The following is a 21,822-nucleotide window of genomic DNA, read 5'->3' as shown; positions in this document are numbered from 1 at the left end:
CACAAATAACAAAAAAACCAACAACAAAAATAATTTAAGGAGCAAGGTATGTCTACCCAGTTCAATTTTGTCTCTGTCAAAAAAAAATCTAACATCCATTTTGATGGTTGTTCTATCAGTCATGTGATTGAGTTGAAAGATGGAACCCAAAAGACCTTAGGTGTGATTCTTCCCACAGAACACCCTCTGGTTTTTGAAACGCTGGTTGCTGAACGCATAGAAATAGTTTCAGGCAAGTGCTTAGTTCAGATTGGCAACAATCAACAGAGCCAAACCTATTATGCGGGTGAATCTTTTTATGTGCCTAAAAAAACCCAATTTAAAATTATCACGGATGACATTATTGATTATGTTTGCCATCTGGAAGATCGTTAAATTTGGCCATGAATCAACCATAAAAAAGCCCGACATCCTGTCGGGCTTTTTCGTATGGGTTCGCTCGGTATAACTCCTGTCGTACCTTACAGTCCTTGTGCGTATCGTTATTCTTATTATTGTGTGGAACTTCCTGTTCCTGATGAATCCATCATAGGAAATTGCAGCCAGGTCGTATAGGCGCAAAGGACCGTAATTGTTGTGAGCATATGCGTACAAAGCCGATTAAAAACTGTCCCAGGTTTATCCGCAGAAATTGGGGATATTTTTCGCCCTGGAAGGGCTGAGGACATTGGAAAAATTCCGAAATTGAGCGTTTTTTAGCCGATTTTATTGGCTAAATATTACAGATTTGCTTAAAAAACACACGAGTTGTTAAAACGTGTGTTTTTTGATCTTTTTGGTTTTGATTTTATTTATATAAGTTTTTGATAAATAATAATATTTAAAAAATAATTTCGTATAACGGCCATTATATTAAATAACATGTGTTAGTCATATTTACATCTAGGTTATAAGAGATATTTTATAAAGGGAATAAGCGGTCAGAAATCACGCTTTTCATGATCATGGTGGTAGTAAGTTTTTTAACCCCGGGAAGAGCAGAAAGCTTCTCATCATATAATTTTTGAAAAGTACTAAGATCACTGGAAACTACATGTAATAGATAGTCAGGATCTCCAAATAAACGCTGTGCTTGAGTGATATTGGGGATATCAAGAATAGTTTCTTCAAACTTAGCAACGGTATTTTTATCACCATCTTTCATAGTCACAAATACAATAGTCGAAAAATTAAGTCCTATGCGACTAGGTTCGAGTTGAGCACAATAACCTTTTATTATTCCTGAGTCTTCTAAAGCCCGAAGTCTTCGATGACATGGTGAGAGACTTAAGCCTACTTTTTCTGCCAAATCTGTAATCGATAAACGCCCATCGGATTGTAATTCAGCAAGAATCTTTCTATCAATATTATCCATTTGGAAGAATCTTCTATTTTTGTTGAGTACTGAGCAAATATTTAGAAGCACATTTTAAATCTTAAGCTTTATTCTTTCCAGCACTATGTAATGCCTGACTTGTGAACTTATGGAATTTAATACGCTTATCGCCTTTTGGAGTATATCCATTCTTTTTGTTATCACTCCTGGTGCAGATTGGGGATATGCCATTTCAGCAGGTATTAAAGAAAAGGTATTACCTGCGATATTTGGCTTATTACTTGGTCATTTTATCGCAACACTCATTGTTGCTGCGGGAGTAGGAACACTTATTGCGAGACAACCCATAGCGCTGATGGTACTCACGATCATTGGATCACTTTATTTGTTATGGATCGGGATTAATTTATCACTTCATCCAGCAATTATCGCGAGTGAAAATGACTTCAATATAGATGCCAAGCAAGCATGGTGGTTCTGGGTGCTAAAGGGGTTTGGGGTCAGTGGGCTCAATCCTAAAGTCTTTTTGTTGTTTTTAGCATTATTACCTCAGTTTATTCATTCATCAGCATCTTGGTCTATTACTACGCAAATCATCTTCTTGGGATTAATCCATGTTCTGAGTTGTGCGGTTGTTTATCTATTTGTTGGTTTTGGCGCCCAAATCTTACTCAAAACCCGTCCACGTGCAGCAAAGACCATTAGTCGAATTTCAGGAGGACTAATGGTTTTAATCGCTATTATTTTACTTATAGATCAAGTTAAAAATTACCATTTTTAAAACTGCTAATTTTATTCAATCGATTGCATTCAAATCATATTTTTATAGTTAAATCTTTTATAAAAGGATCGATAAATGGAATTATATTTTGTTCCTCTTGCGACGATCGCCACCTTATTCTTTTTCGCTTGTGCCAGTCCCGGACCTGATTTTATTAATATTACAAGTTATTCTTTAGTCAGTAGAAAAGCTGGGTTTTCAGCTGCGGTAGGTGCTGTATTAGGTGTGCTTATTTTATCAAGTGTAATCGCAGTAGGACTATTAATAGCCTCAAATGGTTTTAGTTCATTCTATTACGTCTTAAGAATTGTAGGCGCAGCTTACTTAGCCTATTTAGGTTGTAGAGTAATTATAGGTGCTATGCGCGGAGGAGAGCCTCCATTACAAGCAACGAAGGCAATACCAATAAGCATTATTTTTATACGTGGTATAGCAACTAATTTATCAAACCCCAAAGCCGCATTCTTTATTGCGAGTATTTTCACAACTGCATTACCACATGGTGCGCCTACAATAGTTTATATTCTGGCTATTTTGACCGTTACATTAGTGTCAAGTGGTGTCTATACAGTTGTTGCAGTTACGTTCTCTCTAAATAAAGTCCAAAAACTTTACCGTCATATATGGAGGTGTGTAGATACGTTGTTAGGGGCTTGTTTTATAGGACTTGCAGCAAAGCTCATTTCTAATCAGTAAATTTTGAAACAAGGAAGTCGATGTAATACAAATTAATAATTTGAAGTTTTCCTAAAATTAACATAATACACCTTATACGAAACTGCTCTGTTAGAAACCATTTAAAATGTCTGTATTCTCACCAATAAAAATGTCTGGTTTATGATGGTTTTCACCATCATGGACTGGATATAAATATAGATGCTGATCACTATGTCTGATAAAGAAATTCAACGTCTTGCAGTTCTGCAAGACGTTCGAGATCATCGTATTACCCAAGTCCGTGCTGCTGAAATCCTGAATCTTTCCACCCGTCAAATTACCCGGTTATTGCAGAAGCTCAATCAAGATGGTGTTTCAGGCATGACGCATGCCAGTCGTGGTCAACCTGGCCATCATCGCCATGATGATTTATTAAAATCGCAATGTCTTTCCATTATTTCTGAACATCTGCTGGGCTTTGGACCCACCTTGGCCCATGAGAAGCTCAGTAGCATGTTTGACCTGAATATACCGGTAGAAACGGTTCGTCGCTGGATGATGGCCAATGAGCTCTGGATTCCGCGATCCAAACGCCTGAAACGTCCATATCAACCACGCTATAACCGTGATTGCTTCGGTGAACTGATTCAGATTGATGGCTCATATCACGACTGGTTTGAAGGACGAGCAGCCAAATGCTGCTTGTTGGTTTATATCGATGATGCCACTGGAAAGCTGTTGCATCTGCGCTTTTGTGAGGCTGAAACCACCTTTGACTATATGCTTTCCACCCGAGCCTACATTGAGCAATACGGTAAGCCGCTGGCCTTTTACAGCGACAAACATTCGGTATTCAGAGTGAACCAGAAATCCAGGCAGGACAGCCAGATCACGCAATTTGGCCGGATTCTGAATGAGTTAAACATTGATATTATCTTTGCCAACTCACCACACGCCAAAGGTCGTGTGGAACGTGCCAACAGGACACTTCAGGATCGTCTGATCAAGGAGATGCGTCTGGAAGGCATCAGTTCGATTGCCGAAGCCAATGCTTGGCTACCCTGCTTTATTGAACACTTCAATCAAAAGTTCGCCAAATGTGCGAGAAATACAAAGAATTTACATCGGCCATTAACGGAATCTCATCTTGAACTGGATGATATTTTTACCTGGCAAGAACCCCGTAAGGTCACCAAGAATCTGACCATCACTTATGACAAGTGTATTTATATGCTTGAGCCAACAGCACTGAATCATAAGCTGGTTGGGCAATACATTTCATTTCTGGAGTACCCAGATGGCACTGTGGCCATCTTACATGAAGGACGGAAGATCAACTATAGTGTCTTCAATAAACTGGCTGGACTACAGCAGAATGAAGTAGTTGAGAATAAACGATTAGGCTCGGTTCTAGCCCATATCCAGCAGCAACATGAGGAATTGGAGAAACAGAATAAACGTTCCCGTCTCAAGAAAAGTATGCCGAGTCGTAAAGCTCAGAAAGCCATCATTGAACAAAGGAATTTAAATCCTGTTCTTGACTCTTGCAGTTAAAAACTGGACATTTTAAATGGTTTATTACATAGACATTTTAATTGGTGAATAACATAAAATTTATTTTATATAAATCATTAATTTAATTCCAATCAAAAAGCTCAANATCATTGAACAAAGGAATTTAAATCCTGTTCTTGACTCTTGCAGTTAAAAACTGGACATTTTAAATGGTTTATTACATAGACATTTTAATTGGTGAATAACATAAAATTTATTTTATATAAATCATTAATTTAATTCCAATCAAAAAGCTCAATCCTTGCATATTAGGCTTTTTGATTGATTTTTCATGTTCCACGCCTAATATTTGATCATTTTTATAATCGCAATAACTCAAACCACAAGCATTCACCTTTCACTCAATTTTTATGGTCTGATTAAAAGAATTAAATAAACAGGTTAAGTCATATAGCTTAGGCTATTTTTAATGACTTAAATTCTCTTATATGTGAAAGATTGAATTTTAATTTTTCCACTTTACAACGGGAAACTGGTGTTCATCATGCTGAAAATCTGTACTTTGCCAAATATCTAGCATTGGAATTTTGACATCTAGAGCCAAAGGTAATTTTTTTGGATTAAACTGCATATGTTCTAAATCCTCTCCCCATGCAATTAAATCCACATCCAAAGAAATTTGATGTGAAGGGCGTACCCGCCCCGAATCTGTTTCCATTTTTTTTAAAATCGCGATGATGTCATCTGCCGACATGGCGGCTTTTAACAAACACGCTGCATTCCAGTAATCCGCTCCTACAGCATCGCGGCATGGAATCACATAAATTTTAGAAAATTGAACCTCTCCCAAACCGGAGATCTTTTTCATAGCGTTTTGAAAATGCTGTTGGGGATGACAATTACTCGCCAGAGCTAAGGCGAATATCGTTTCGGTGGCGTTCAAGACGAATTCCTACAGAATTTGCTTGCGCGATAATGGCAGGCTTACGGATGGTAATCATAATCGATTCTACTGCAGGAAAGGTAGTAAAAAGCGCATTGAGCACAAGTTTTGCTGCATGTTCGATCAGTTCTGGCTTGGCATCCTGAATAACTTTGGCAGAAATCTCGCAAATTTCAGCATAATTTAAAGTATGTTCCAGTTTGTCCGAATTGGAAGCCTGTTCCAGACTGGTCTGAATGGTCATATCCAGCATTAAAGGCTGCATGATTTGGCGTTCCCAGTTGAAACATCCCACTACGGTTTCAACCTTTAAACCTTCAATGATAATTGCATCCATTTGATCACTCGAGCATATGATATTTATAAATAATCTCCCTAAATCCCTCTTTATAAAAGAGGGACTTTTCATCGCTTATANTTGGCGTTCCCAGTTGAAACATCCCACTACGGTTTCAACCTTTAAACCTTCAATGATAATTGCATCCATTTGATCACTCGAGCATATGATATTTATAAATAATCTCCCTAAATCCCTCTTTATAAAAGAGGGACTTTTCATCGCTTATATTTTTCCAGCAATGAGACACTCCTCCCTTTATGAAAGCGAGTTAAGGAGGGATTAAATTAATGTTTTAACAACACATTTGGATCCAGAGTTTGCACCATTTGCAGGCGCTGGTCTGCATAAATATCGGTATATGGCGCGAGGATGCGCATAAAGCGATCGAAATACAGCATTTGCTTAAACAGCAAGGCAAAGTCACGCGGGAAACGAATGCCATGACGCTCGCCCACGCCCACCATATCCATCATGATGTCGTTTAAATCGGCCGGATTGGAAGTCAGTAATTCCTGAGGATCGGCCAAAAGTACCCCACTGAACAGACGTTCCAAATCGGCAGCAAGGACTTTGGTGTCAATTGCAACAGCAGTCATGCCCATTTTCAGCATGTTTTCTGCCATCAAGTTGTAGTCGGTTTTTTGCAGGGCATCCATAAAGGCGATACAGGCCGTCCAGACTTCAGGTTTCAGCTGACCAACGATGCCAAAATCGATAAAACCGACTCGGCCATCTTCAAGCAGCATCAGGTTTCCGGCATGCAGGTCTGCATGGAAGCTGTTACACATCATCAAGCTGCCAAACCAGGTATTCATGGCGGTAATGAGCACCTGAGACGGGTCTTTCGCCACCTTTTTCACTACATCAAAATCAGTCAATGGCACGCCATATAAGCGCTGCATGGTCAATACACGGCGGGTTGAATATTGATGATAAACCTTTGGTGCAGTGGCTTTCTGATTTTGCGTTATATTCAGGTAATTAACAAAATCATCGAGGTTTTGTGCTTCTTCAATAAAGTCGACTTCGCGGACCATACGGGTTTTAATTTCATCGACTATGTCAGCAAGTGAGGCAAATTTCACTTTCGGTACGGCTTTTTCTAAAACCTTGGTGGCCCAGTGCAAGACATTCAAGTCGGTATACAGGATGGTTTCCACACCCGGTTTTTGCACTTTAATCACCACATCTTCACCGCTCACCAGTTTGGCTGCGTGAACCTGTGCAATAGAGGCTGAAGCTAAAGGCTTTTCATCAATGGACGCAAAGATTTCATCTAGATTTCGGCCTGCAAATTCAGAGGCCAATACGCCTTGTACATAACTAAAAGGCAAAGATGGGGTCTGATCTAAACAGCCCTGAAATTCTTCAACATATTCACGTGGAAATAATGAAGGTGTGCTGGCAATAAACTGTCCGAGCTTGATATAAGTTGAACCGAGTGATTCAAAAGTTTCACGCATGAGCTTGGCGTTACTTGGTTTTTCTGTGGCGTATTTAATGCCGGCTTTAGCTGCAATTACAGCCGTTTCCCCAACACGGGCAACTGAACGCAGACCATCTAACCAGATATTGTTTTTCATAATGTCAGCTTAGAATTAAGTTGTAGTGAGTGTAGCAAAAAAATATGCGCTTGCAGGTTTATCTTGCCTGACAGATTGGACAATCTGTATCTTTTTCGAAAGCAAGCAAGCGCTGTTTCATGCTTAAGCCATCCCAAAGCATCAGTTTCTGCTTCAGTGGTGTTTTGCCCAGTCCCAAATAGAGTAAAGCATGATGGGCTTGCAAGCTGGCCATCACATTCGGGGTTGTGGCTAATACGCCAGAATCGGCGCAGCGCAGGTTTTCATTGGCATGCTGTTCTTTGGGAAACAGACATTCATAGCAGGCAGATTCGCCTTCTACCATAAACAGCTGTCCCTGAAAACCAATTGCGGAAGCACTGATTAAAGGTACATTGAATTGCTTGCAAACTTGGTTAACCAGGTAACGCGTGGTGAAATTATCGCAGCCATCCAAAACCAGATCTTGCGCTGCAATCAATTCTTCTGCATTGCCCTCATCCAGTTTTACTGTTTGAGATTCCACACGGATATGCGGATTGATCTGCTGTAATCGCTTAGCCAGTATTTCAGCTTTATAGAAACCAATATTTTCTTCTACATAGGCGATTTGCCGTTGCAGATTACTCATTTCAATAGTGTCGGCATCAACTAAAGTGATTTTCCCTACACCTGCCCGAGCAAGCAGTTCAGCTGTGGTACAGCCAATTCCACCACAACCCACAATCAGGACATTGGCAAGTTTCAGTTTTTCCTGTGCTTCAATATCCCAGCCCTCCAGCAAAATTTGACGGCTATAGAGATGCATTTCTTCATCAGTTAACTCTAGGTCCATATCTACATCAGTCACTTGCCAATCCCTATCCGCACAATCGCTTTATCTAAATTCAGCATGAATTATAGTTCAAAATAATGACTAAAAAAGACTAAATAAAAAAAGCACCCTTTCGGGTGCAAGAGCATGAAACTTTAAAAAACGAAAAAAGGTTTAACTGACTTTCTGAATTCCCTGCATGTTGGCAATTTCCTGCTGCTTGAGTAAATTGCGCTGAATTTTACCACTCGAGGTTTTAGGCAAGCCTTCGACAAATTCGATTTCTTTAGGATAGGCATGCTTCGATAAACGCGAACGGACATATTCCTGCAGTTTATGGCTTAACTCATCCGAAGCCGAAAATTGCGGTTTCAGCACCACAAAAGCTTTCACCACCTCGGTACGCTCCGGGTCTGGTTTGCCAATGACTGCAGACTCCAAGACCTCGGCACATTCCAGCAACGTGCTTTCCACATCGAAAGGACCCACACGATAGCCTGACGTTGTAATGACATCATCAGCACGCCCAATGAAATCTACACCTCCGAGTTCATTTAATTTTACCGTATCACCAGTTAAATAATAATGCCCAACGAATGATTTACGGTTATTGCCGCCATAACCTTTAAACCAGGTTAAAGGCGATTGGGAAAAGTCGATCGCCAAGGTGCCAATGCCGCCTTTTTCGACTTCTTCATGGTTTTGATTCAATACTGCAAAACGATGTCCCGGGTTGGCAAAACCTGCGGAACCGACTTTCTTTTCATGTTGCAAAGCATGATGGTTGGCAATCACCATGCCCAGCTCAGTCTGTCCATACTGATCATAAATATTGACATTCAGGTCATGATTGAACCAGTGAATCACTTCCGGGGTTAATGGCTCGCCGGCACTGCTGACCGCACGTAAATGCTCTTTAATGGAAGGATCAAATTTTTCCTTGAATCCAAAGAACATCCGGAAAGCAGTTGGTGAACCGGTCAAATTGCTGACTTTATATTTCTTAATGATCTGCACGGCGCTGTCTACACTAAAGGCACGTTCATCCATAATGATGCTGTGCCCCAGACTTAAAGGTCCGGTAATGCCGTAATACAAGCCATACGCCCAACCCGGATCGGCCAGATTCCAGAAAGAATCCTGTTCACGTAAATCCACCGCGTGGATCATATAGCCTTTAAATGCCAGCAGCGCCTTTAAAGGAACCTGCACCGATTTTGCCAAACCTGTGGTACCTGAAGTGAACATCATCAGGAAATCATCTGCAAAAGTCTGCATCACCGGTTCAAAAGATTCTGACTGCCCAGCCAGTTCTGTCCAGAAATCGGCGTCAAGATGGCTTGAAACATCGCGTGGATGGACTGTTAAAATATGCGGTACGGTCACACCGTTCAGTTTTGAGCGTTGTTCTGCATTGGTCACAATCAATTGGGTTTTGGCGGTATTGATCCGGTGCTCAATGGCTTTGGACTCAAAAGCAGTAAACAATGGCTGGTAAATTGCACCCATGCGCCAGGTGGCTAAAATGGTAATCAGCAGTTCAGGCGTACGCGGCAATAAACCGGCAATGCAATCCCCTGACTTTAAGCCAATCGAGCTGAAATAATTAGCCAGTTTTCCAGAGGCTTCTGCCAGCTGTTCAAATGTCCATTCCGCAGATTCGCCATTTTTGCCTTCCCAGATTAAAGCCGTTTTATTTAAACCGAGATAACGATCACAGCATTCCACATAGGCATTGACTGACTCGGCAGTACCGACCAGTTGCTCTGCAAGAAAATCATCAAAATTAAACTCTTGATATGCTTGTTGTAGTGTCTTCATGACGACAACCTCTCATCCGTTATTTTATAAGCAAAGCTCCTGCTTTGCTGATCCATTTTGCTTATTGTTCTCACTCTAAACATGCCGAACCTGATTCAGCATCTTTAAGCTTTTTTACTTCACATTTGACTTAGATAAACATGATTTCCAGGCTCCTGCAATTTCCTTATCCATCAGAAAATGTGCAGGATTTGAACACCGACTAAAGTCTAAAATTTAGCCATTTGAAGCTTTAGCCGGTTTAGATTTTAGTCACCTCGCGTGCAATGACCAGGCGTTGAATATCCGAAGCCCCTTCATAAATCTGGCTGACCCGTACATCGCGGTAAATCCGCTCTACCGGGAAATCCGACACATAGCCATAACCGCCATGAATCTGAATGGCATCGGAGCACACCCGCTCTGCTATGGTGGATGCGAACAGCTTGGCCATAGAGGCTTCTTTTAAACAAGGCAGCCCTGCATCTTTTAAGGTTGCCGCATGGAAAATCAGTTGCCGTGCCGCTTCAATCTGGGTGGCCATATCTGCCAGACGGAATGCGACCGCCTGATGCTGCACAATCTCTACCCCAAAAGCTTTGCGTTCATTGGCATATTCCACCGCAGCATCCAGTGCAGCACGCGCCATGCCGACGGATTGTGCTGCAATGCCGATACGACCGGATTCTAGGTTAGATAAAGCGATCTTGTAGCCTTCTCCTTCCTTGCCAAGTAGGTTTTCAGCAGGAATACGGCAATTTTCAAAAATGATGGTGGCGGTATCTGAGCAATGCTGTCCCATTTTTTCTTCCAGACGAGACACGATATAGCCTTCTGTGTCTGTAGGAACCAGGAAACAGGAAATGCCTTTTTTCCCGGCAACTTTATCGGTCACGGCAAAGACAATTGCCACTTGGGCATGTTTACCTGTGGTAATGAACTGTTTGGTACCATTCAATACCCATTCATCTCCGTCACGTTCTGCCTTGCATTCCAGTGCACCGGCATCGGAACCGGCTTGCGGTTCGGTTAAACAGAAGCAACCGAGCCATTCACCGGTGGCGAGTTTGCTGAGATATTTCTGTTTCTGCTCTTCTGTACCATAACGCTGGGTAATGCCACACGGCAATGAATTTTGTACGCTGACAATGGTTGAAATCGCGCCATCACCTGCGGCAATTTCTTCCAAGGCAACGACTAAGGACACATAATCCAGACCTGCACCGCCCCATTGTTCAGACACAGTCATGCCCAAAGCACCCAGCTCACCCAGTTCTTTCAGTTCTTGTGCGGGAAATTGCGCAGTTTTATCACGTTCTGCCGCAGTTAGTTTCAGTTTGTTTTGCGAATAATTGCGCAACATGTCCTGAACCATCTTTTGTTCGTCATTTAAAATCATTGAGCTTCCCTCTCATGTTTCACATTCAGTTTTTAAAATTCTTTATTTATAAAAATTTAAGAAATATTTGATACACGACAATCCCATTCGCAACCTGACATACATCTAAAAGATAATGTTTCTGCGAGACAAGGGACTGTAATTTTGATTAAACAGGTTTTGCGAATGGGGATGGTTTTGCCTACTTTTCCCGAAAGAAAAGTAGGTCGAACCGAAGGTTAAACAGAGTTTTATTACATATTGAAAAGACTCCATCATGCCGCCGCAATTATCAATAATTACTTAGGCTGCATACGAATCGCGCCATCCAGACGAATCACTTCACCATTCAAATACGTATTTTCAAAAATATGCCCAACCAGATGTGCAAACTCTTCCGGTTTCGCCAAACGCGATGGAAACGGCACCATTTGTCCCAAAGCATCCTGCACATTCTGCGGCATGGCTTTCAGCATCGGCGTTTCCATAATGCCTGGTGCAATAGTCATCACACGAATCGCCTCACGTGCCAGCTCACGTGCCAACGGTAAAGTCATAGATACCACAGCACCTTTAGAAGCAGCATAAGCCGCTTGCCCGAGCTGTCCTTCAAATGCAGCCACTGAAGCGGTATTAACAATGACACCGCGCTCTTCTTCACCTGCCTGCAATTGATATTTCGCCATCAAACTTGCCGCAAAACGGATCATGTTAAAGGTGCCACTGACATTAATATTCAGTACTTTCTGGAACATGCCCAAATCATGAATGCCATCACGACCCAGTACTTTGGCAGACGGTGCAATTCCTGCGCAGTTCACCAGGCCATTTAACTGACCATACTGCTGTTCAATATTTTCAAAGAAGACTTTGACTGCATGCTCATCGGTCACATCCAGTTTTACAAAGACCGAATGTTCGCCCAAACGCTGCTGCATTTCCTGACCCAGTTCCTGGTTCATATCCACCATAATCACCTGAGCACCCTGACCCACCAGATAAGTGGCTGTGGCTGCACCCAAACCCGATGCACCGCCTGTCACGACAAATACTTTTCCTTGAATTTTCATTTTCTGTTCCTGTTAATTCTTTGAATAAACACTCGACTTAAGATGCAGAGTAAATGCAGTTCAGCTAGAGTACAATTTCCAAACCTTGCATCCTTTATGATGGATTTGGACAATCCAGATCACGGCAGCAAAAATACGGAATACGGATATCTGTACATGAATGAACAAGAGCTAAATTACAGTAAAGGTACAATCTCGATCAGTCTGGTGCATGAAGCGCTTTTATCTGCCCAACATCAGGGATTAAACACACAAAACATCCTGATCAAATCCGGTATTCCTGTTGAGCTGCTGCACTCCAGTAAAGCCCGTGTATCTGTTTCTCAATATGCCCAGCTCTGGACCGAACTGGCCGATGCCATGAACGACGAATTTTTTGGGATGGACAGCCACCCCATGCGTCGCGGCAGTTTTAAACTGTTATCCCAATCGGTCATGCATGCCGAAACCCTGGAAAAAGCCCTACAGCAAATTTTGCAGTTTTTAAACCTGGTTCTGGATGATTTTATCAGTCAATTATTTGTGCAGGAAAACTATGCCTATATTGTGATTTATGAACAGAAACAGACCAAAAGAATGTTCAGCTATGCCACCTATTTAATGCTGATTCACGCTTTGATGTGCTGGCTTAGTGGACAAAGGGTCTTACTCAACCAGATTCAGCTCAAATGTGATGCACCACTGGATGATCAGGACTATAAAGTCCGGTTTTGTGAAAACATTCAATACAATAGCCATGAAAACTATATCCAGTTCGATGCCAACTATTTAAATATTCAGATCAAACGGGACAAATACTCATGGCATCAGTTTATTAAACAGACACCGCATAACCTGCTGGTACGCTTTAAAAATCCACATGCTATCAGCTCGCAAATCCGTAAACATTTAATGAATGTTCCACCTGCTGAATGGCTAGAACTGAATGAAATTGCCCAGCGATTAAATATGTCGGATGCCACCATGCAAAGACGTCTAAAAAGCGAAGGTGTCAGTTATCAGCAACTCAAAAATGATATCCGTCGAGATACGGCCATTGAATTTCTGACCAAAACAGAAAAAACCTTGCAGCAAATTAGCGATGAACTCAGCTTTCACGATCCCAGCGCCTTTCATCGCGCCTTCAAAAAATGGACCGGCGTCAGCCCTGGGGCTTATCGGCAAAATAAAGATCAATAAATTAAATGTCATCCATAAAAAATATGCTCTTTTCTAACAATAGAATAATTCTTTGCTTTTCATTAGCTTAAAAAAATGATGCATTTTTCGTCGGAATTTATTTGCAAAAAGTGACAAAATAGATTATTTTTCAACCAATTTAAAGGCATATCTTTATGCCATCTCTGCTGTACTCTCCCTGTTAAATCACCTTATATTAAAGGTTCTGACATGCTTAAGATGATTGATGTACTAGAGCAAAGCCTGGTGCAAAACTTTACTCATTCTCTCAACTCTCACACCAGTCAATTTGATGAGTTATTCAAGCAAGGCATTTTAAATACTTCTGATTCTGCACTTCAAAATGTAGTGGTCAATTTCTTCAATCGTGCAGATGCGATTGAAGCGGCGAAAGCACTGGATATCAGTGCTGAACGCATTGCCGCGCTGCAATCCGCTACAGCATTAAAGGATGATCAATATCTTGCAGATACGGCAAAAATTGTGGCGCTTTGTTTAGCCCTTGAAACCGATGCGCTGGCACAGGTGGAAGTTTCAGACTGCTTACAAGATTATCCGATGTAATCTTGCAGAATACAAAAAACGGCTTTTAGGAGCCGTTTTTTAATGCCTATTATTCCTCAATCTTTAACCCGAATGAATATTCATGCTTCAAGCTTAAACAACTTGCTGCGGTCCTGGGACTAATTCTGATCTTTTTTGTTTGTGCACCTGTTTAAGCTTTCCGGTGGAATATCTTCTTGAAAAAACAGAGCTCCATCATCGTTCAACCGCATTAAAATGTCAGGATCATTCACATCTCCAACGAGTCATCAATTTATCGGTATTTTATTATTTCAGATGTCTCCGCCTAGAACTATTTGTCATTACATTGAAATGACCATGCAATAACAAAAAGCTTTTGCACAGTTAAATTTTCTTTATTTCCTTTTATTCATGTTGATGTATGTTTTTTATATAAAATGAAAAAATAGAAACATTAAAAATAAATTTAATTAAATTTCAAAAACTTAATACGAATTCATCAGCATATCTGGAATTAAGATAATTTTATAAAAATTACTTTTTTGTCTTCTGTCTTCACTCACTGGCACTATTCGCCGCATCTCATTCAAATCATTTAATTGGGGCGTTTATGCAAAATTCCGGCTTTAAAACCAAAATACTCACAGCGATCGCATTCGGCTTGGTCAGTCAATATAGCCTGGCAGCCCTCCCGGATACACTGAAGCTCGATTATGCCTATTACGCTCCGACCAGTTTGGTCGTTAAAGAGCAGAAGTTATTGGAAAAGGCTTTACCCAATACCCAGATTAAATGGGTATTTAGCCAAGGCAGTAACCGTTCACTCGAGTATTTAAATAGCGGCAGTGTGGATTTTTCCTCTACGGCAGGTTTGGCTGCTGTCCTGAGCCGTGCCAATGGCAGTCCAATTAAAACCGTTTATATCCAGAGTCAGCCTGAATGGACAGCCTTATTGGTTGCAAAAAATTCTCCAATTAAAAGCCTAAAAGATTTAAAAGGGAAAAAAATTGCCGCCACCAAAGGTACAGACCCTTTCCTGTTCACTCTGCAAGCACTGGAAACTGCGGGTTTGAATAAAAAGGATGTTCAGCTTGTCCATCTGCAACATCCAGATGGTAAAACCGCACTTGAACGTGGACAAGTCGATGCTTGGGCCGGTTTAGATCCGCTGATGGCTTCTGCTCAAGTGCAGTCAGGTGCAAAATTGCTGTATCGAAATGTCGGTTTTAATAGTTACAGTGTATTAAGCACCAAGGAACAATTTGCCAGCCAAAGTCCGGAAGCGATTGAAGCGGTGATTAAAGCCTACGAACAGGCACGTAAATGGGCCAAAGCCAATCCGGCTAAACTAGCCGAATTGTTGGCACGTGAATCGAAACTGCCTATTGCTGTAGCCAAACTGCAACTCAGCCGTACCAATTTTGAGCAAAACATCCCGACTGTAAAACATATCAATGCCTTGAAAAAATCTGGAACCATTTTGACTGAAGAGGATTTGGTACGCAAAGGAACCAATGTCAATCAGGTGATTGATCAGCTGTTTGATGCCAAATATGCGAACAAGGTTGTGAAAAAATAATGCGTTCGTCTCTAACAACGAATAAATCACCGATTCAACCTGAAGTTGATAAAGTTCCAGCGCTTGGCTTGCTTAAGTTATTAAGCAAGCTGAAGGGCTTGGTCATCCCGGTTATTGCGTTAATTCTGTGTGAAGTATTGGTGAGAAACGGGGTGATTGAACCTTACCTGCTTCCTGCCCCAAGCAGCTTATGGCAGTCACTCCTGGAGCTGTCTTCAGGCGATTTGTGGCTACATATCTGGACCAGTACCTGGCGGGTATTTCTTGGTTTCTTTATCGGTAGCGGACTTGCACTGATTTTCGCAATTTTTGTAGGTTTAAATAAACAGGCGGAAGAATTCCTAGAACCTTCTTTTTCAGCAATTAAGTCGATTCCAAGCCTGGCCTGGATTCCCCTGTTACTGCTGTGGTTAGGCATTGATGAAGCCTCCAAAATTACCCTGATTGCCATCGGTGCATTTTTCCCGACCTATACCAATACCGTTGCTGCAATTCACGGCGTAGACCGCAAGCTGATTGAAGTGGCGCAAGTCTATCGTTTGAAATACTTTCAACAGATTAAGGAGATTGTACTTCCTGCGGCATCCCCGGGTATTTTAACCGGTCTACGCAACAGCCTGAGCTTGTCCTGGATGTTTATGATTGCGGCTGAACTGATTGCCGCAACCCAAGGGATCGGTTATTTGCTCAGTGATGGCCGGGAAACCTCCCGACCCGACATTGTGATTATTGCCATTATCTTACTGGCCATTTTAGGCAAAATGACCGATAGCTTAATGAAAATTGCTGAAAGCTGGCTGTTACGCTGGCGTGATGTAGTCAAAAAATAAAGCGCATGCTGCGCTTTATTTTTTTATCTTTTTTAAGATTAATGTGGCCATTGCCCCAAAGTCACACGGTCATTACCGCCATAGTCTTTTACGGTACGCACCTGCTTATAACCGGCTTGAGTAAAGATATGCCGTACCGCATCCCCCTGATCATAACCATGTTCCAGCACCACCCAGCCATTGACGGTTAAATGCTTTTTGCCTTGTACGATAATCTGCTCCAAATCTGCCAGACCTTGTTTGTCTGCCACCAAAGCACGCTCCGGTTCAGTCGCCAGATCCTGCATATGGATATCCTCCGCATCGATATACGGCGGATTGGAAACAATGACATCAAAGAACTCACGTCCCAAAGGTTTAAACCAGGAACCACAGACAAAGCGCACATGTTCAAGGTCATGCTTTTCGGCATTAAACTGAGCAACTTCTAGAGTCGGTGCATAAATATCGGTTGCCGTAATAGACCAATCTGGACGTTCGCTGGCAAGAGATAAAGCAATGGCTCCGGTTCCGGTGCCTAAATCGACAATTCGGGCATCTTCAGGCAAGTCGAGTTTCAGCACGGTTTCCACCAGGACTTCTGTGTCTGGACGGGGCACTAAAGTGTCTTTAGTGACTTTTAAATCCAGTGTCCAGAATGGCTGTGACCCCGTGACATAAGCCAGAGGTTCACCGGCTGCAATACGTGCCAGGCCATTACGATATGCCTGTTCTTGCTCTGCTGTTAATTCCAGAGTTTTTTTCAACGGCAAATCAAAAGCATCTATTTGGGTAATGTGCTCAAGCAACCAGGCATTTTCCTGGCGTTCATAACTTTCTGCATCACCACGTAAGGCCAAGGCCTGTGCAATATTCATTAGCCACCATTCTGCTGTGCAAGAAGTGCCAGCTGGTCAGCCTGATATTCACGATGCAAGCTGTCCAGCAATTCGGTCAGATCACCTTCCATAACGGCATCCAGCTTATATAAAGTCAGGTTGATACGATGATCGGTCATACGGCCTTGCGGATAGTTATAAGTACGGATACGTTCCGAACGGTCGCCTGAACCCACCAGGTCACGGCGCATTTCCGAGGTTGCCGCATCGGCTGCCGCACGTTTGGCATTTTCCAGGCGTGAAACCAGAAGTGCCATGGCTTTGGCCTTGTTCTTATGCTGTGAACGTTCATCCTGACATTCAACCACCGTACCGGTTGGAATGTGGGTAATACGGACTGCCGAATCGGTTTTGTTAATGTGCTGACCACCGGCACCGGATGCACGGTAAGTATCAATACGCAAGTCTGCGGGGTTAATCTCTACCGAAGTATCGACATCGACTTCAGGCAAAATGGCTACCGTACAGGCAGAAGTATGTACCCGACCTTGAGATTCGGTTGCAGGAACGCGCTGTACGCGGTGAGCACCACTTTCAAATTTCAGGCGACCATATACCCCTTCACCATTAATCAGGCAGATGACTTCTTTATAACCGCCATGCTCCCCTTCATTTTCAGACAGGATTTCTATGCGCCAGCCTTGGCTTTCTGCATATTTGCTATACATGCGGAATAAGTCACCCGAGAAAATTGCAGCTTCATCGCCACCGGTTCCGGCACGAATTTCCAGATAGGCAGAGTTGGCATCATTTGGATCTTTCGGAATCATCAGGATATTTAAGTCTGCTTCCAGTTGCTCCAGCAGTGCCTTATTGTCTTTTATTTCTTCCTGCGCCATTTCCTTAAAGTCAGGATCGCTCAACATGGCTTCAGCAGTTTGTATATCTTCTTCTGCCTGACGGAATTTGCTCCAGACTTCAGTAATTTCGGATAAATCACTATGCTCACGAGACAATTGGCGGAAGCGTTTGTTATCTGAAATCACTTCAACGTCGGCAAGTAATGCGTTTAATTCTTCGTGACGGTCAGAAAGTTGATCTAATCGTAAACGTAACGATTCTTTCATTTTGCTAAATATCTCAATACAAAGGCTATCTCCATGCCTTATAGGACATAGAGCAGCTCAAAAAAATTGTGCCTAGTGTAACGATTCTAAGGGTTAAATGACATAGATATTGTGGGGACAAAACCACATATAAAAAGGGATTGGTTCAAGATGAAGCATCAAATCACGTCGGTTTTACGCAGATTTGCCTAATAAACGTGCGTTTTATGAGCACTTTCCAACTTTGTTAAAGAAACTTTACAAAGCAGACACTAAACGCCACAACTCTAGTTGATCCTCTCCACATTGTTGGGAAAAATTTTTGTTACATTTGCCGACATCGAAAGAACTTACTTACAACGTTCACTTTTGGACATGGAGTTAACTATGAAACTTAATGCATTATTACTCAGCGCAACAATGGCAACTGCATCAATGTTTACCGTTTCTGCTCATGCCGACAACTCTACTCGTATTGCGGCAACCTCTGCATTAGGTAGCGTAGCAGGTACCGCAATTGGCAAACAAATGGGCGGCAATACCGGTGCAATGATTGGCTCTGCTATTGGTGGTGCGGGTGGTGCGGCAGTTTCTGCAGACCGACGCAATCGTACCGGTGCTGCCATCGGTGGCGGCTTAGGTGGTGTAGGCGGTTATACAGTCGGTAAAAACATGGGTGGAACGACGGGTGGTTATATCGGTTCTGCACTGGGTGCTGCAGGTGGTTCGGTACTGGGTAAAAAAGTATCGGAAGACCGTCGTGCTGACCAACGTAAATACAAAAAACATTCTAAAAAATATTATCGCAGCCATCGTTAATACACGAACTGCACATAGTAAAAAAGCGCCTTCGGGTGCTTTTTTACTTTTATTTGCCTTATCCGCTGTTAATTATGGATAAATTTGGCAGAAAAAAACACACACCTTTAAACACGCCATTCATCTTCAATGCCAGGCCTTGTTCTATTCTTATTTCAAGAGATAACAAAAGCTTTCCACTGGAGTCTACCATGAAATTCAATTCAGTTTTATTTGCTACAGTCATTGCCACTTCTGCTATTGCGACTACAAGCACTTATGCAGGCAATACGACCAATGTTGCTTTAACTTCCGCACTTGGTAGTGTTGTAGGAACAGCGGTAGGTAAACAAATGGGCGGTAACACTGGTGCAATGATTGGTTCTGTCATTGGTGGTGCGGGCGGTGCTGCGGTTTCAGCAAATAAACGTGACCGTACTGGCGCTGCAATTGGGGCTGGTTTAGGTGGTGTAGGCGGTTATACCCTCGGTAAAAACATGGGTGGTTCTACGGGTGGCTATATCGGTTCTGCCTTAGGTGCTGCAGGTGGCTCGGTACTGGGTAAAAAAGTTTCAGAAGACCGCCGTTATGATGACCGTTATGACCGCCGTTATAATAGCTATGACAACCGTCGTTACAGTCGCCGTTAATTTGCCATGAATGATCGGACTCTTTAAAGCACCTTCGGGTGCTTTTTATTATTCATCATGGTAATTCATATTAATTATGAACAAATCTGGAAGATGAAAAATACAAATAATCAACAACTCATCCATTTTCATTTCTAAATCTTTGCTTACATTTAACTCAAGAAATAACAAAAGCCTCCAAAAGGAGTTTTGCCATGAAATTTAATTCCATCATTCTTGCTGCTGTAGTGACTTCATCTGCTTTAACCATGACTACAGCCTATGCAGGCAATACAACAAATACAGCCTTAACTTCTGCCCTAGGCGGTGTCGTAGGTGCCGCAGTGGGTAAACAAATGGGTGGCACCACTGGCGCAATGATCGGTTCTGCAATCGGTGGTGGTGCAGGTGCAGGTGTTGCTGCCAACAAACGTGACCGTACGGGTGCCGTAATTGGCGGAGCTTTGGGCGGTGCTGGCGGTTATACCGTAGGTAAAAATATGGGTGGTACCAACGGCGGCTATATCGGTGCCGGATTAGGTTCTGCCGGTGGTGCAGTACTGGGTAAAAAAGTAAGCGAAGACCGTCGCTACGATGACCGTTATGATCGTGATGAGCGTCGTTATAATGATCGCTATGATCGCCGTTATGACAGCTACCGTTATGGTGACCGCCATGACAATGGCCGTCACTTAGGTTGGTACAAAAACGGTAAACGTTAATTCATCTCGATATCAAATGACATTAAAGCACCTTCGGGTGCTTTTTTCATACTTGTACTTCACCTAAACATATTTACGCAACATTTATATCGAAAAAAAACGATATACAAATCCGGTCAGGCAACGTATGCTTTTCTTTGCCTTGATATCAGAGAAAACAAATGCGTTCTTTAAAAGATACCCAATTTTCAATTCTCGAACTTGCTCCTGTTCGGGATGATAAAAGCATTCAATTTTCACTCCATCATGCATTGGCACTGGCACAGAAGGCGGAACAGTTAGGTTATCGCCGCTTGTGGCTGGCAGAACATCATAATATGGATGGTATTGCCAGTTCAGCCACAGCCGTATTACTGGGTTATATTCTCGCCAATACCCACACTTTAACGGTGGGTTCAGGCGGCATCATGTTACCGAACCACGCACCTCTGGTGGTTGCAGAACAATTTGGTACCTTGGCTACCCTTTATCCGAATCGTGTTGAACTCGGTCTGGGACGTGCGCCAGGTACCGACCAGGTCACCATGCGTGCCTTGCGTCGTGGTCGCCAGGAAACTGAAGACCAGTTTCCGCAAGATGTGCTGGAAATTCTGCAATATTTTAAAGCGCCTGTTCCACATCAACGTATCGTTGCCACGCCTGGACAGAATACGCATGTTCCGGTCTGGTTACTCGGTTCAAGCTTATTCAGTGCACAGCTGGCTGCAAAATTGGGACTTCCCTATTCTTTTGCGTCACATTTTGCACCGCGTATGCTGGATCAGGCCATCAAGCTTTATCGGGAAAACTTTGAACCCTCTGAATATCTGGATCGGCCTTATGTTTCAATGGGTGTTCCTACGGTGGTGGCCCAAACAGATGAAGAAGCTGAATATCTGGCAACCAGTGCCTACCAGCGTGTTTTGGGCTTAATGCGCGGCCAAAGCTTGAAACTGAAAGCACCGGTTAAAACCATGGAAGGACTTTGGTCACCCGCAGAAAAAATGTCGGTCGATAATTTCTATGCCATGGCACAAATTGGCTCTCCTGAAACGGTCAAAGCCGGTTTAGAAAAGCTGTTAGAGAAATATAATGTAGATGAATTTATCTTTACCTGTGACATCTATGACACAGATAAACGAATTGAAAACTTTGAATTATTGATGAATATTAAAAATTCTTAATACTTTCTTAGATGAGCATTTAAAATAGCATCTTATTGAGGTGCTATTTTTATCTCCACTGCCCATTCTGTTTATCATTTACTCGGCTTTTGCCGACAAGATAAAACTGCACTTACGCGCTTGGTTCGCATAGACATCATTATATAAAGACAATACATTTTAATGATAAGATCTGGCCCCTAATGATACGTCTTTATTTTTATTATCAAATAGTTGAACAAATTAACTCAATAAATCAGCAGCGTAAATAATTAACAAAAATGCTCATATTATTTTAAGCACTTAGGCAAATTACATT

Annotated in this window: 22 protein-coding genes; 12 read left to right on the top strand and 10 right to left on the bottom strand. The window is 42.3% G+C overall.

From position 1 onward, the window contains the following. Positions 1–48: 48 nt before the first annotated feature. Complete coding sequence (locus tag H4I94_RS03310) at positions 49–375, top strand: pyrimidine/purine nucleoside phosphorylase (RefSeq protein WP_131274485.1); 327 nt, start codon at positions 49–51, stop codon at positions 373–375. 526 nt (positions 376–901) lie between these two features. On the opposite strand, the gene H4I94_RS03305 is transcribed toward H4I94_RS03310, so the two are convergent. Continuing rightward, a complete protein-coding gene (locus tag H4I94_RS03305) occupies positions 902–1,354 on the bottom strand; it encodes an Lrp/AsnC family transcriptional regulator (RefSeq protein ID WP_261181462.1) in 453 nt (150 codons plus the stop codon). A gap of 109 nt (positions 1,355–1,463) precedes the next feature. On the opposite strand from H4I94_RS03305, the gene H4I94_RS03300 reads away from it, so the two are divergent. From H4I94_RS03300 to H4I94_RS03290, 3 genes are all read left to right on the top strand, one after another. Beyond that, a complete protein-coding gene (locus tag H4I94_RS03300) occupies positions 1,464–2,096 on the top strand; it encodes a LysE family translocator (RefSeq protein ID WP_261181461.1) in 633 nt (210 codons plus the stop codon). Positions 2,097–2,171: 75 nt separating this feature from the next. Further along, positions 2,172–2,792: a LysE family translocator gene (locus H4I94_RS03295; RefSeq protein ID WP_261181460.1), complete on the top strand. Its 621-nt coding sequence runs from the start codon at positions 2,172–2,174 to the stop codon at positions 2,790–2,792. Positions 2,793–2,972: 180 nt separating this feature from the next. After that, on the top strand, positions 2,973–4,307 hold the full coding sequence (locus H4I94_RS03290; RefSeq protein ID WP_261181459.1) for an ISNCY family transposase: 1,335 nt from the start codon (positions 2,973–2,975) through the stop codon (positions 4,305–4,307). A 466-nt stretch (positions 4,308–4,773) separates the two neighbouring features. Here H4I94_RS03290 and H4I94_RS03285 read toward each other — a convergent pair whose 3' ends face one another. The 7 genes from H4I94_RS03285 to H4I94_RS03250 form a co-directional block, all read right to left on the bottom strand. After that, complete coding sequence (locus H4I94_RS03285) at positions 4,774–5,211, bottom strand: 2-amino-4-hydroxy-6-hydroxymethyldihydropteridine diphosphokinase (RefSeq protein WP_261181458.1); 438 nt, start codon at positions 5,209–5,211, stop codon at positions 4,774–4,776. Beyond that, complete coding sequence (gene folB / locus H4I94_RS03280; protein ID WP_092818280.1) at positions 5,168–5,548, bottom strand: dihydroneopterin aldolase; 381 nt, start codon at positions 5,546–5,548, stop codon at positions 5,168–5,170. Before folB ends, H4I94_RS03285 begins: the two co-directional genes overlap by 44 nt. Positions 5,549–5,835: 287 nt before the next feature. After that, positions 5,836–7,134, bottom strand: a complete 1,299-nt coding sequence (locus H4I94_RS03270) for an ABC1 kinase family protein (RefSeq protein ID WP_261181457.1) — start codon at positions 7,132–7,134, stop codon at positions 5,836–5,838. Between the two features lie 58 nt (positions 7,135–7,192). After that, positions 7,193–7,948 (bottom strand): HesA/MoeB/ThiF family protein, encoded by a 756-nt coding sequence (locus H4I94_RS03265; protein WP_261181988.1) that lies wholly within the window; start codon positions 7,946–7,948, stop codon positions 7,193–7,195. A gap of 153 nt (positions 7,949–8,101) precedes the next feature. After that, complete coding sequence (locus tag H4I94_RS03260) at positions 8,102–9,748, bottom strand: AMP-binding protein (RefSeq protein ID WP_261181456.1); 1,647 nt, start codon at positions 9,746–9,748, stop codon at positions 8,102–8,104. 241 nt (positions 9,749–9,989) lie between these two features. Then, positions 9,990–11,126, bottom strand: a complete 1,137-nt coding sequence (locus tag H4I94_RS03255) for an acyl-CoA dehydrogenase family protein (protein WP_261181455.1) — start codon at positions 11,124–11,126, stop codon at positions 9,990–9,992. Positions 11,127–11,404: 278 nt separating this feature from the next. Continuing rightward, the gene (locus H4I94_RS03250) at positions 11,405–12,175 is read right to left on the bottom strand and encodes a 3-hydroxyacyl-CoA dehydrogenase (protein WP_092818284.1); all 771 of its coding nucleotides are present in this window, start codon (positions 12,173–12,175) and stop codon (positions 11,405–11,407) included. 156 nt (positions 12,176–12,331) lie between these two features. On the opposite strand from H4I94_RS03250, the gene H4I94_RS03245 reads away from it, so the two are divergent. From H4I94_RS03245 to H4I94_RS03230, 4 genes are all read left to right on the top strand, one after another. Then, complete coding sequence (locus H4I94_RS03245; protein WP_261181454.1) at positions 12,332–13,354, top strand: AraC family transcriptional regulator; 1,023 nt, start codon at positions 12,332–12,334, stop codon at positions 13,352–13,354. Between the two features lie 210 nt (positions 13,355–13,564). Next, positions 13,565–13,918: a hypothetical protein gene (locus H4I94_RS03240; protein WP_261181453.1), complete on the top strand. Its 354-nt coding sequence runs from the start codon at positions 13,565–13,567 to the stop codon at positions 13,916–13,918. A gap of 571 nt (positions 13,919–14,489) precedes the next feature. Beyond that, the gene (locus H4I94_RS03235; protein ID WP_261181452.1) at positions 14,490–15,458 is read left to right on the top strand and encodes an aliphatic sulfonate ABC transporter substrate-binding protein; all 969 of its coding nucleotides are present in this window, start codon (positions 14,490–14,492) and stop codon (positions 15,456–15,458) included. Beyond that, complete coding sequence (locus tag H4I94_RS03230; protein ID WP_261181451.1) at positions 15,458–16,288, top strand: ABC transporter permease; 831 nt, start codon at positions 15,458–15,460, stop codon at positions 16,286–16,288. The genes H4I94_RS03235 and H4I94_RS03230 overlap by 1 nt, the downstream gene beginning before the upstream one ends. Before the next feature lie 38 nt (positions 16,289–16,326). On the opposite strand, the gene prmC is transcribed toward H4I94_RS03230, so the two are convergent. Both prmC and prfA read right to left on the bottom strand, forming a co-directional pair. After that, positions 16,327–17,145, bottom strand: a complete 819-nt coding sequence (prmC, locus tag H4I94_RS03225; RefSeq protein ID WP_092818288.1) for a peptide chain release factor N(5)-glutamine methyltransferase — start codon at positions 17,143–17,145, stop codon at positions 16,327–16,329. Continuing rightward, positions 17,145–18,233, bottom strand: a complete 1,089-nt coding sequence (prfA, locus tag H4I94_RS03220; protein ID WP_092818289.1) for a peptide chain release factor 1 — start codon at positions 18,231–18,233, stop codon at positions 17,145–17,147. The genes prmC and prfA overlap by 1 nt, the downstream gene beginning before the upstream one ends. 366 nt (positions 18,234–18,599) lie before the next feature. Here prfA and H4I94_RS03215 point away from each other — a divergent pair, with 366 nt between their 5' ends. The 4 genes from H4I94_RS03215 (at position 18,600) to H4I94_RS03200 (ending at position 21,524) form a co-directional block, all read left to right on the top strand. Further along, positions 18,600–19,031: a hypothetical protein gene (locus H4I94_RS03215; RefSeq protein ID WP_261181450.1), complete on the top strand. Its 432-nt coding sequence runs from the start codon at positions 18,600–18,602 to the stop codon at positions 19,029–19,031. A gap of 191 nt (positions 19,032–19,222) precedes the next feature. Beyond that, positions 19,223–19,660: a hypothetical protein gene (locus H4I94_RS03210; protein ID WP_092818291.1), complete on the top strand. Its 438-nt coding sequence runs from the start codon at positions 19,223–19,225 to the stop codon at positions 19,658–19,660. A 194-nt stretch (positions 19,661–19,854) separates the two neighbouring features. Continuing rightward, complete coding sequence (locus tag H4I94_RS03205; protein WP_261181449.1) at positions 19,855–20,361, top strand: hypothetical protein; 507 nt, start codon at positions 19,855–19,857, stop codon at positions 20,359–20,361. Positions 20,362–20,522: 161 nt separating this feature from the next. Then, positions 20,523–21,524 (top strand): LLM class flavin-dependent oxidoreductase, encoded by a 1,002-nt coding sequence (locus H4I94_RS03200; protein WP_131274765.1) that lies wholly within the window; start codon positions 20,523–20,525, stop codon positions 21,522–21,524. The last annotated feature ends 298 nt before the right edge of the window (positions 21,525–21,822 follow it).

Source organism: Acinetobacter sp. T_3_1 (genome assembly GCF_025377055.1).
GTDB lineage: Bacteria > Pseudomonadota > Gammaproteobacteria > Pseudomonadales > Moraxellaceae > Acinetobacter > Acinetobacter kookii.
The sequence above is the reverse complement of the archived record's forward strand: the minus strand, read 5'-3'. Positions and strand labels throughout refer to the sequence as shown.

Bases quoted from the DNA above. Each gene is read 5' to 3' on its own strand.
- H4I94_RS03310 (WP_131274485.1), top strand. From the start codon at position 49: ATGTCTACCCAGTTCAATTTTGTCTCTGTCAAAAAAAAATCTAACATC.
- H4I94_RS03305 (WP_261181462.1), bottom strand. From the start codon at position 1,354: ATGGATAATATTGATAGAAAGATTCTTGCTGAATTACAATCCGATGGG.
- H4I94_RS03300 (WP_261181461.1), top strand. From the start codon at position 1,464: ATGGAATTTAATACGCTTATCGCCTTTTGGAGTATATCCATTCTTTTT.
- H4I94_RS03295 (WP_261181460.1), top strand. From the start codon at position 2,172: ATGGAATTATATTTTGTTCCTCTTGCGACGATCGCCACCTTATTCTTT.
- H4I94_RS03290 (WP_261181459.1), top strand. From the start codon at position 2,973: ATGCTGATCACTATGTCTGATAAAGAAATTCAACGTCTTGCAGTTCTG.
- folB (WP_092818280.1), bottom strand. From the start codon at position 5,548: ATGGATGCAATTATCATTGAAGGTTTAAAGGTTGAAACCGTAGTGGGA.
- H4I94_RS03270 (WP_261181457.1), bottom strand. From the start codon at position 7,134: ATGAAAAACAATATCTGGTTAGATGGTCTGCGTTCAGTTGCCCGTGTT.
- H4I94_RS03265 (WP_261181988.1), bottom strand. From the start codon at position 7,948: ATGGACCTAGAGTTAACTGATGAAGAAATGCATCTCTATAGCCGTCAA.
- H4I94_RS03260 (WP_261181456.1), bottom strand. From the start codon at position 9,748: ATGAAGACACTACAACAAGCATATCAAGAGTTTAATTTTGATGATTTT.
- H4I94_RS03255 (WP_261181455.1), bottom strand. From the start codon at position 11,126: ATGATTTTAAATGACGAACAAAAGATGGTTCAGGACATGTTGCGCAAT.
- H4I94_RS03250 (WP_092818284.1), bottom strand. From the start codon at position 12,175: ATGAAAATTCAAGGAAAAGTATTTGTCGTGACAGGCGGTGCATCGGGT.
- H4I94_RS03245 (WP_261181454.1), top strand. From the start codon at position 12,332: ATGAATGAACAAGAGCTAAATTACAGTAAAGGTACAATCTCGATCAGT.
- H4I94_RS03240 (WP_261181453.1), top strand. From the start codon at position 13,565: ATGCTTAAGATGATTGATGTACTAGAGCAAAGCCTGGTGCAAAACTTT.
- H4I94_RS03235 (WP_261181452.1), top strand. From the start codon at position 14,490: ATGCAAAATTCCGGCTTTAAAACCAAAATACTCACAGCGATCGCATTC.
- H4I94_RS03230 (WP_261181451.1), top strand. From the start codon at position 15,458: ATGCGTTCGTCTCTAACAACGAATAAATCACCGATTCAACCTGAAGTT.
- prmC (WP_092818288.1), bottom strand. From the start codon at position 17,145: ATGAATATTGCACAGGCCTTGGCCTTACGTGGTGATGCAGAAAGTTAT.
- prfA (WP_092818289.1), bottom strand. From the start codon at position 18,233: ATGAAAGAATCGTTACGTTTACGATTAGATCAACTTTCTGACCGTCAC.
- H4I94_RS03215 (WP_261181450.1), top strand. From the start codon at position 18,600: ATGAAACTTAATGCATTATTACTCAGCGCAACAATGGCAACTGCATCA.
- H4I94_RS03210 (WP_092818291.1), top strand. From the start codon at position 19,223: ATGAAATTCAATTCAGTTTTATTTGCTACAGTCATTGCCACTTCTGCT.
- H4I94_RS03205 (WP_261181449.1), top strand. From the start codon at position 19,855: ATGAAATTTAATTCCATCATTCTTGCTGCTGTAGTGACTTCATCTGCT.
- H4I94_RS03200 (WP_131274765.1), top strand. From the start codon at position 20,523: ATGCGTTCTTTAAAAGATACCCAATTTTCAATTCTCGAACTTGCTCCT.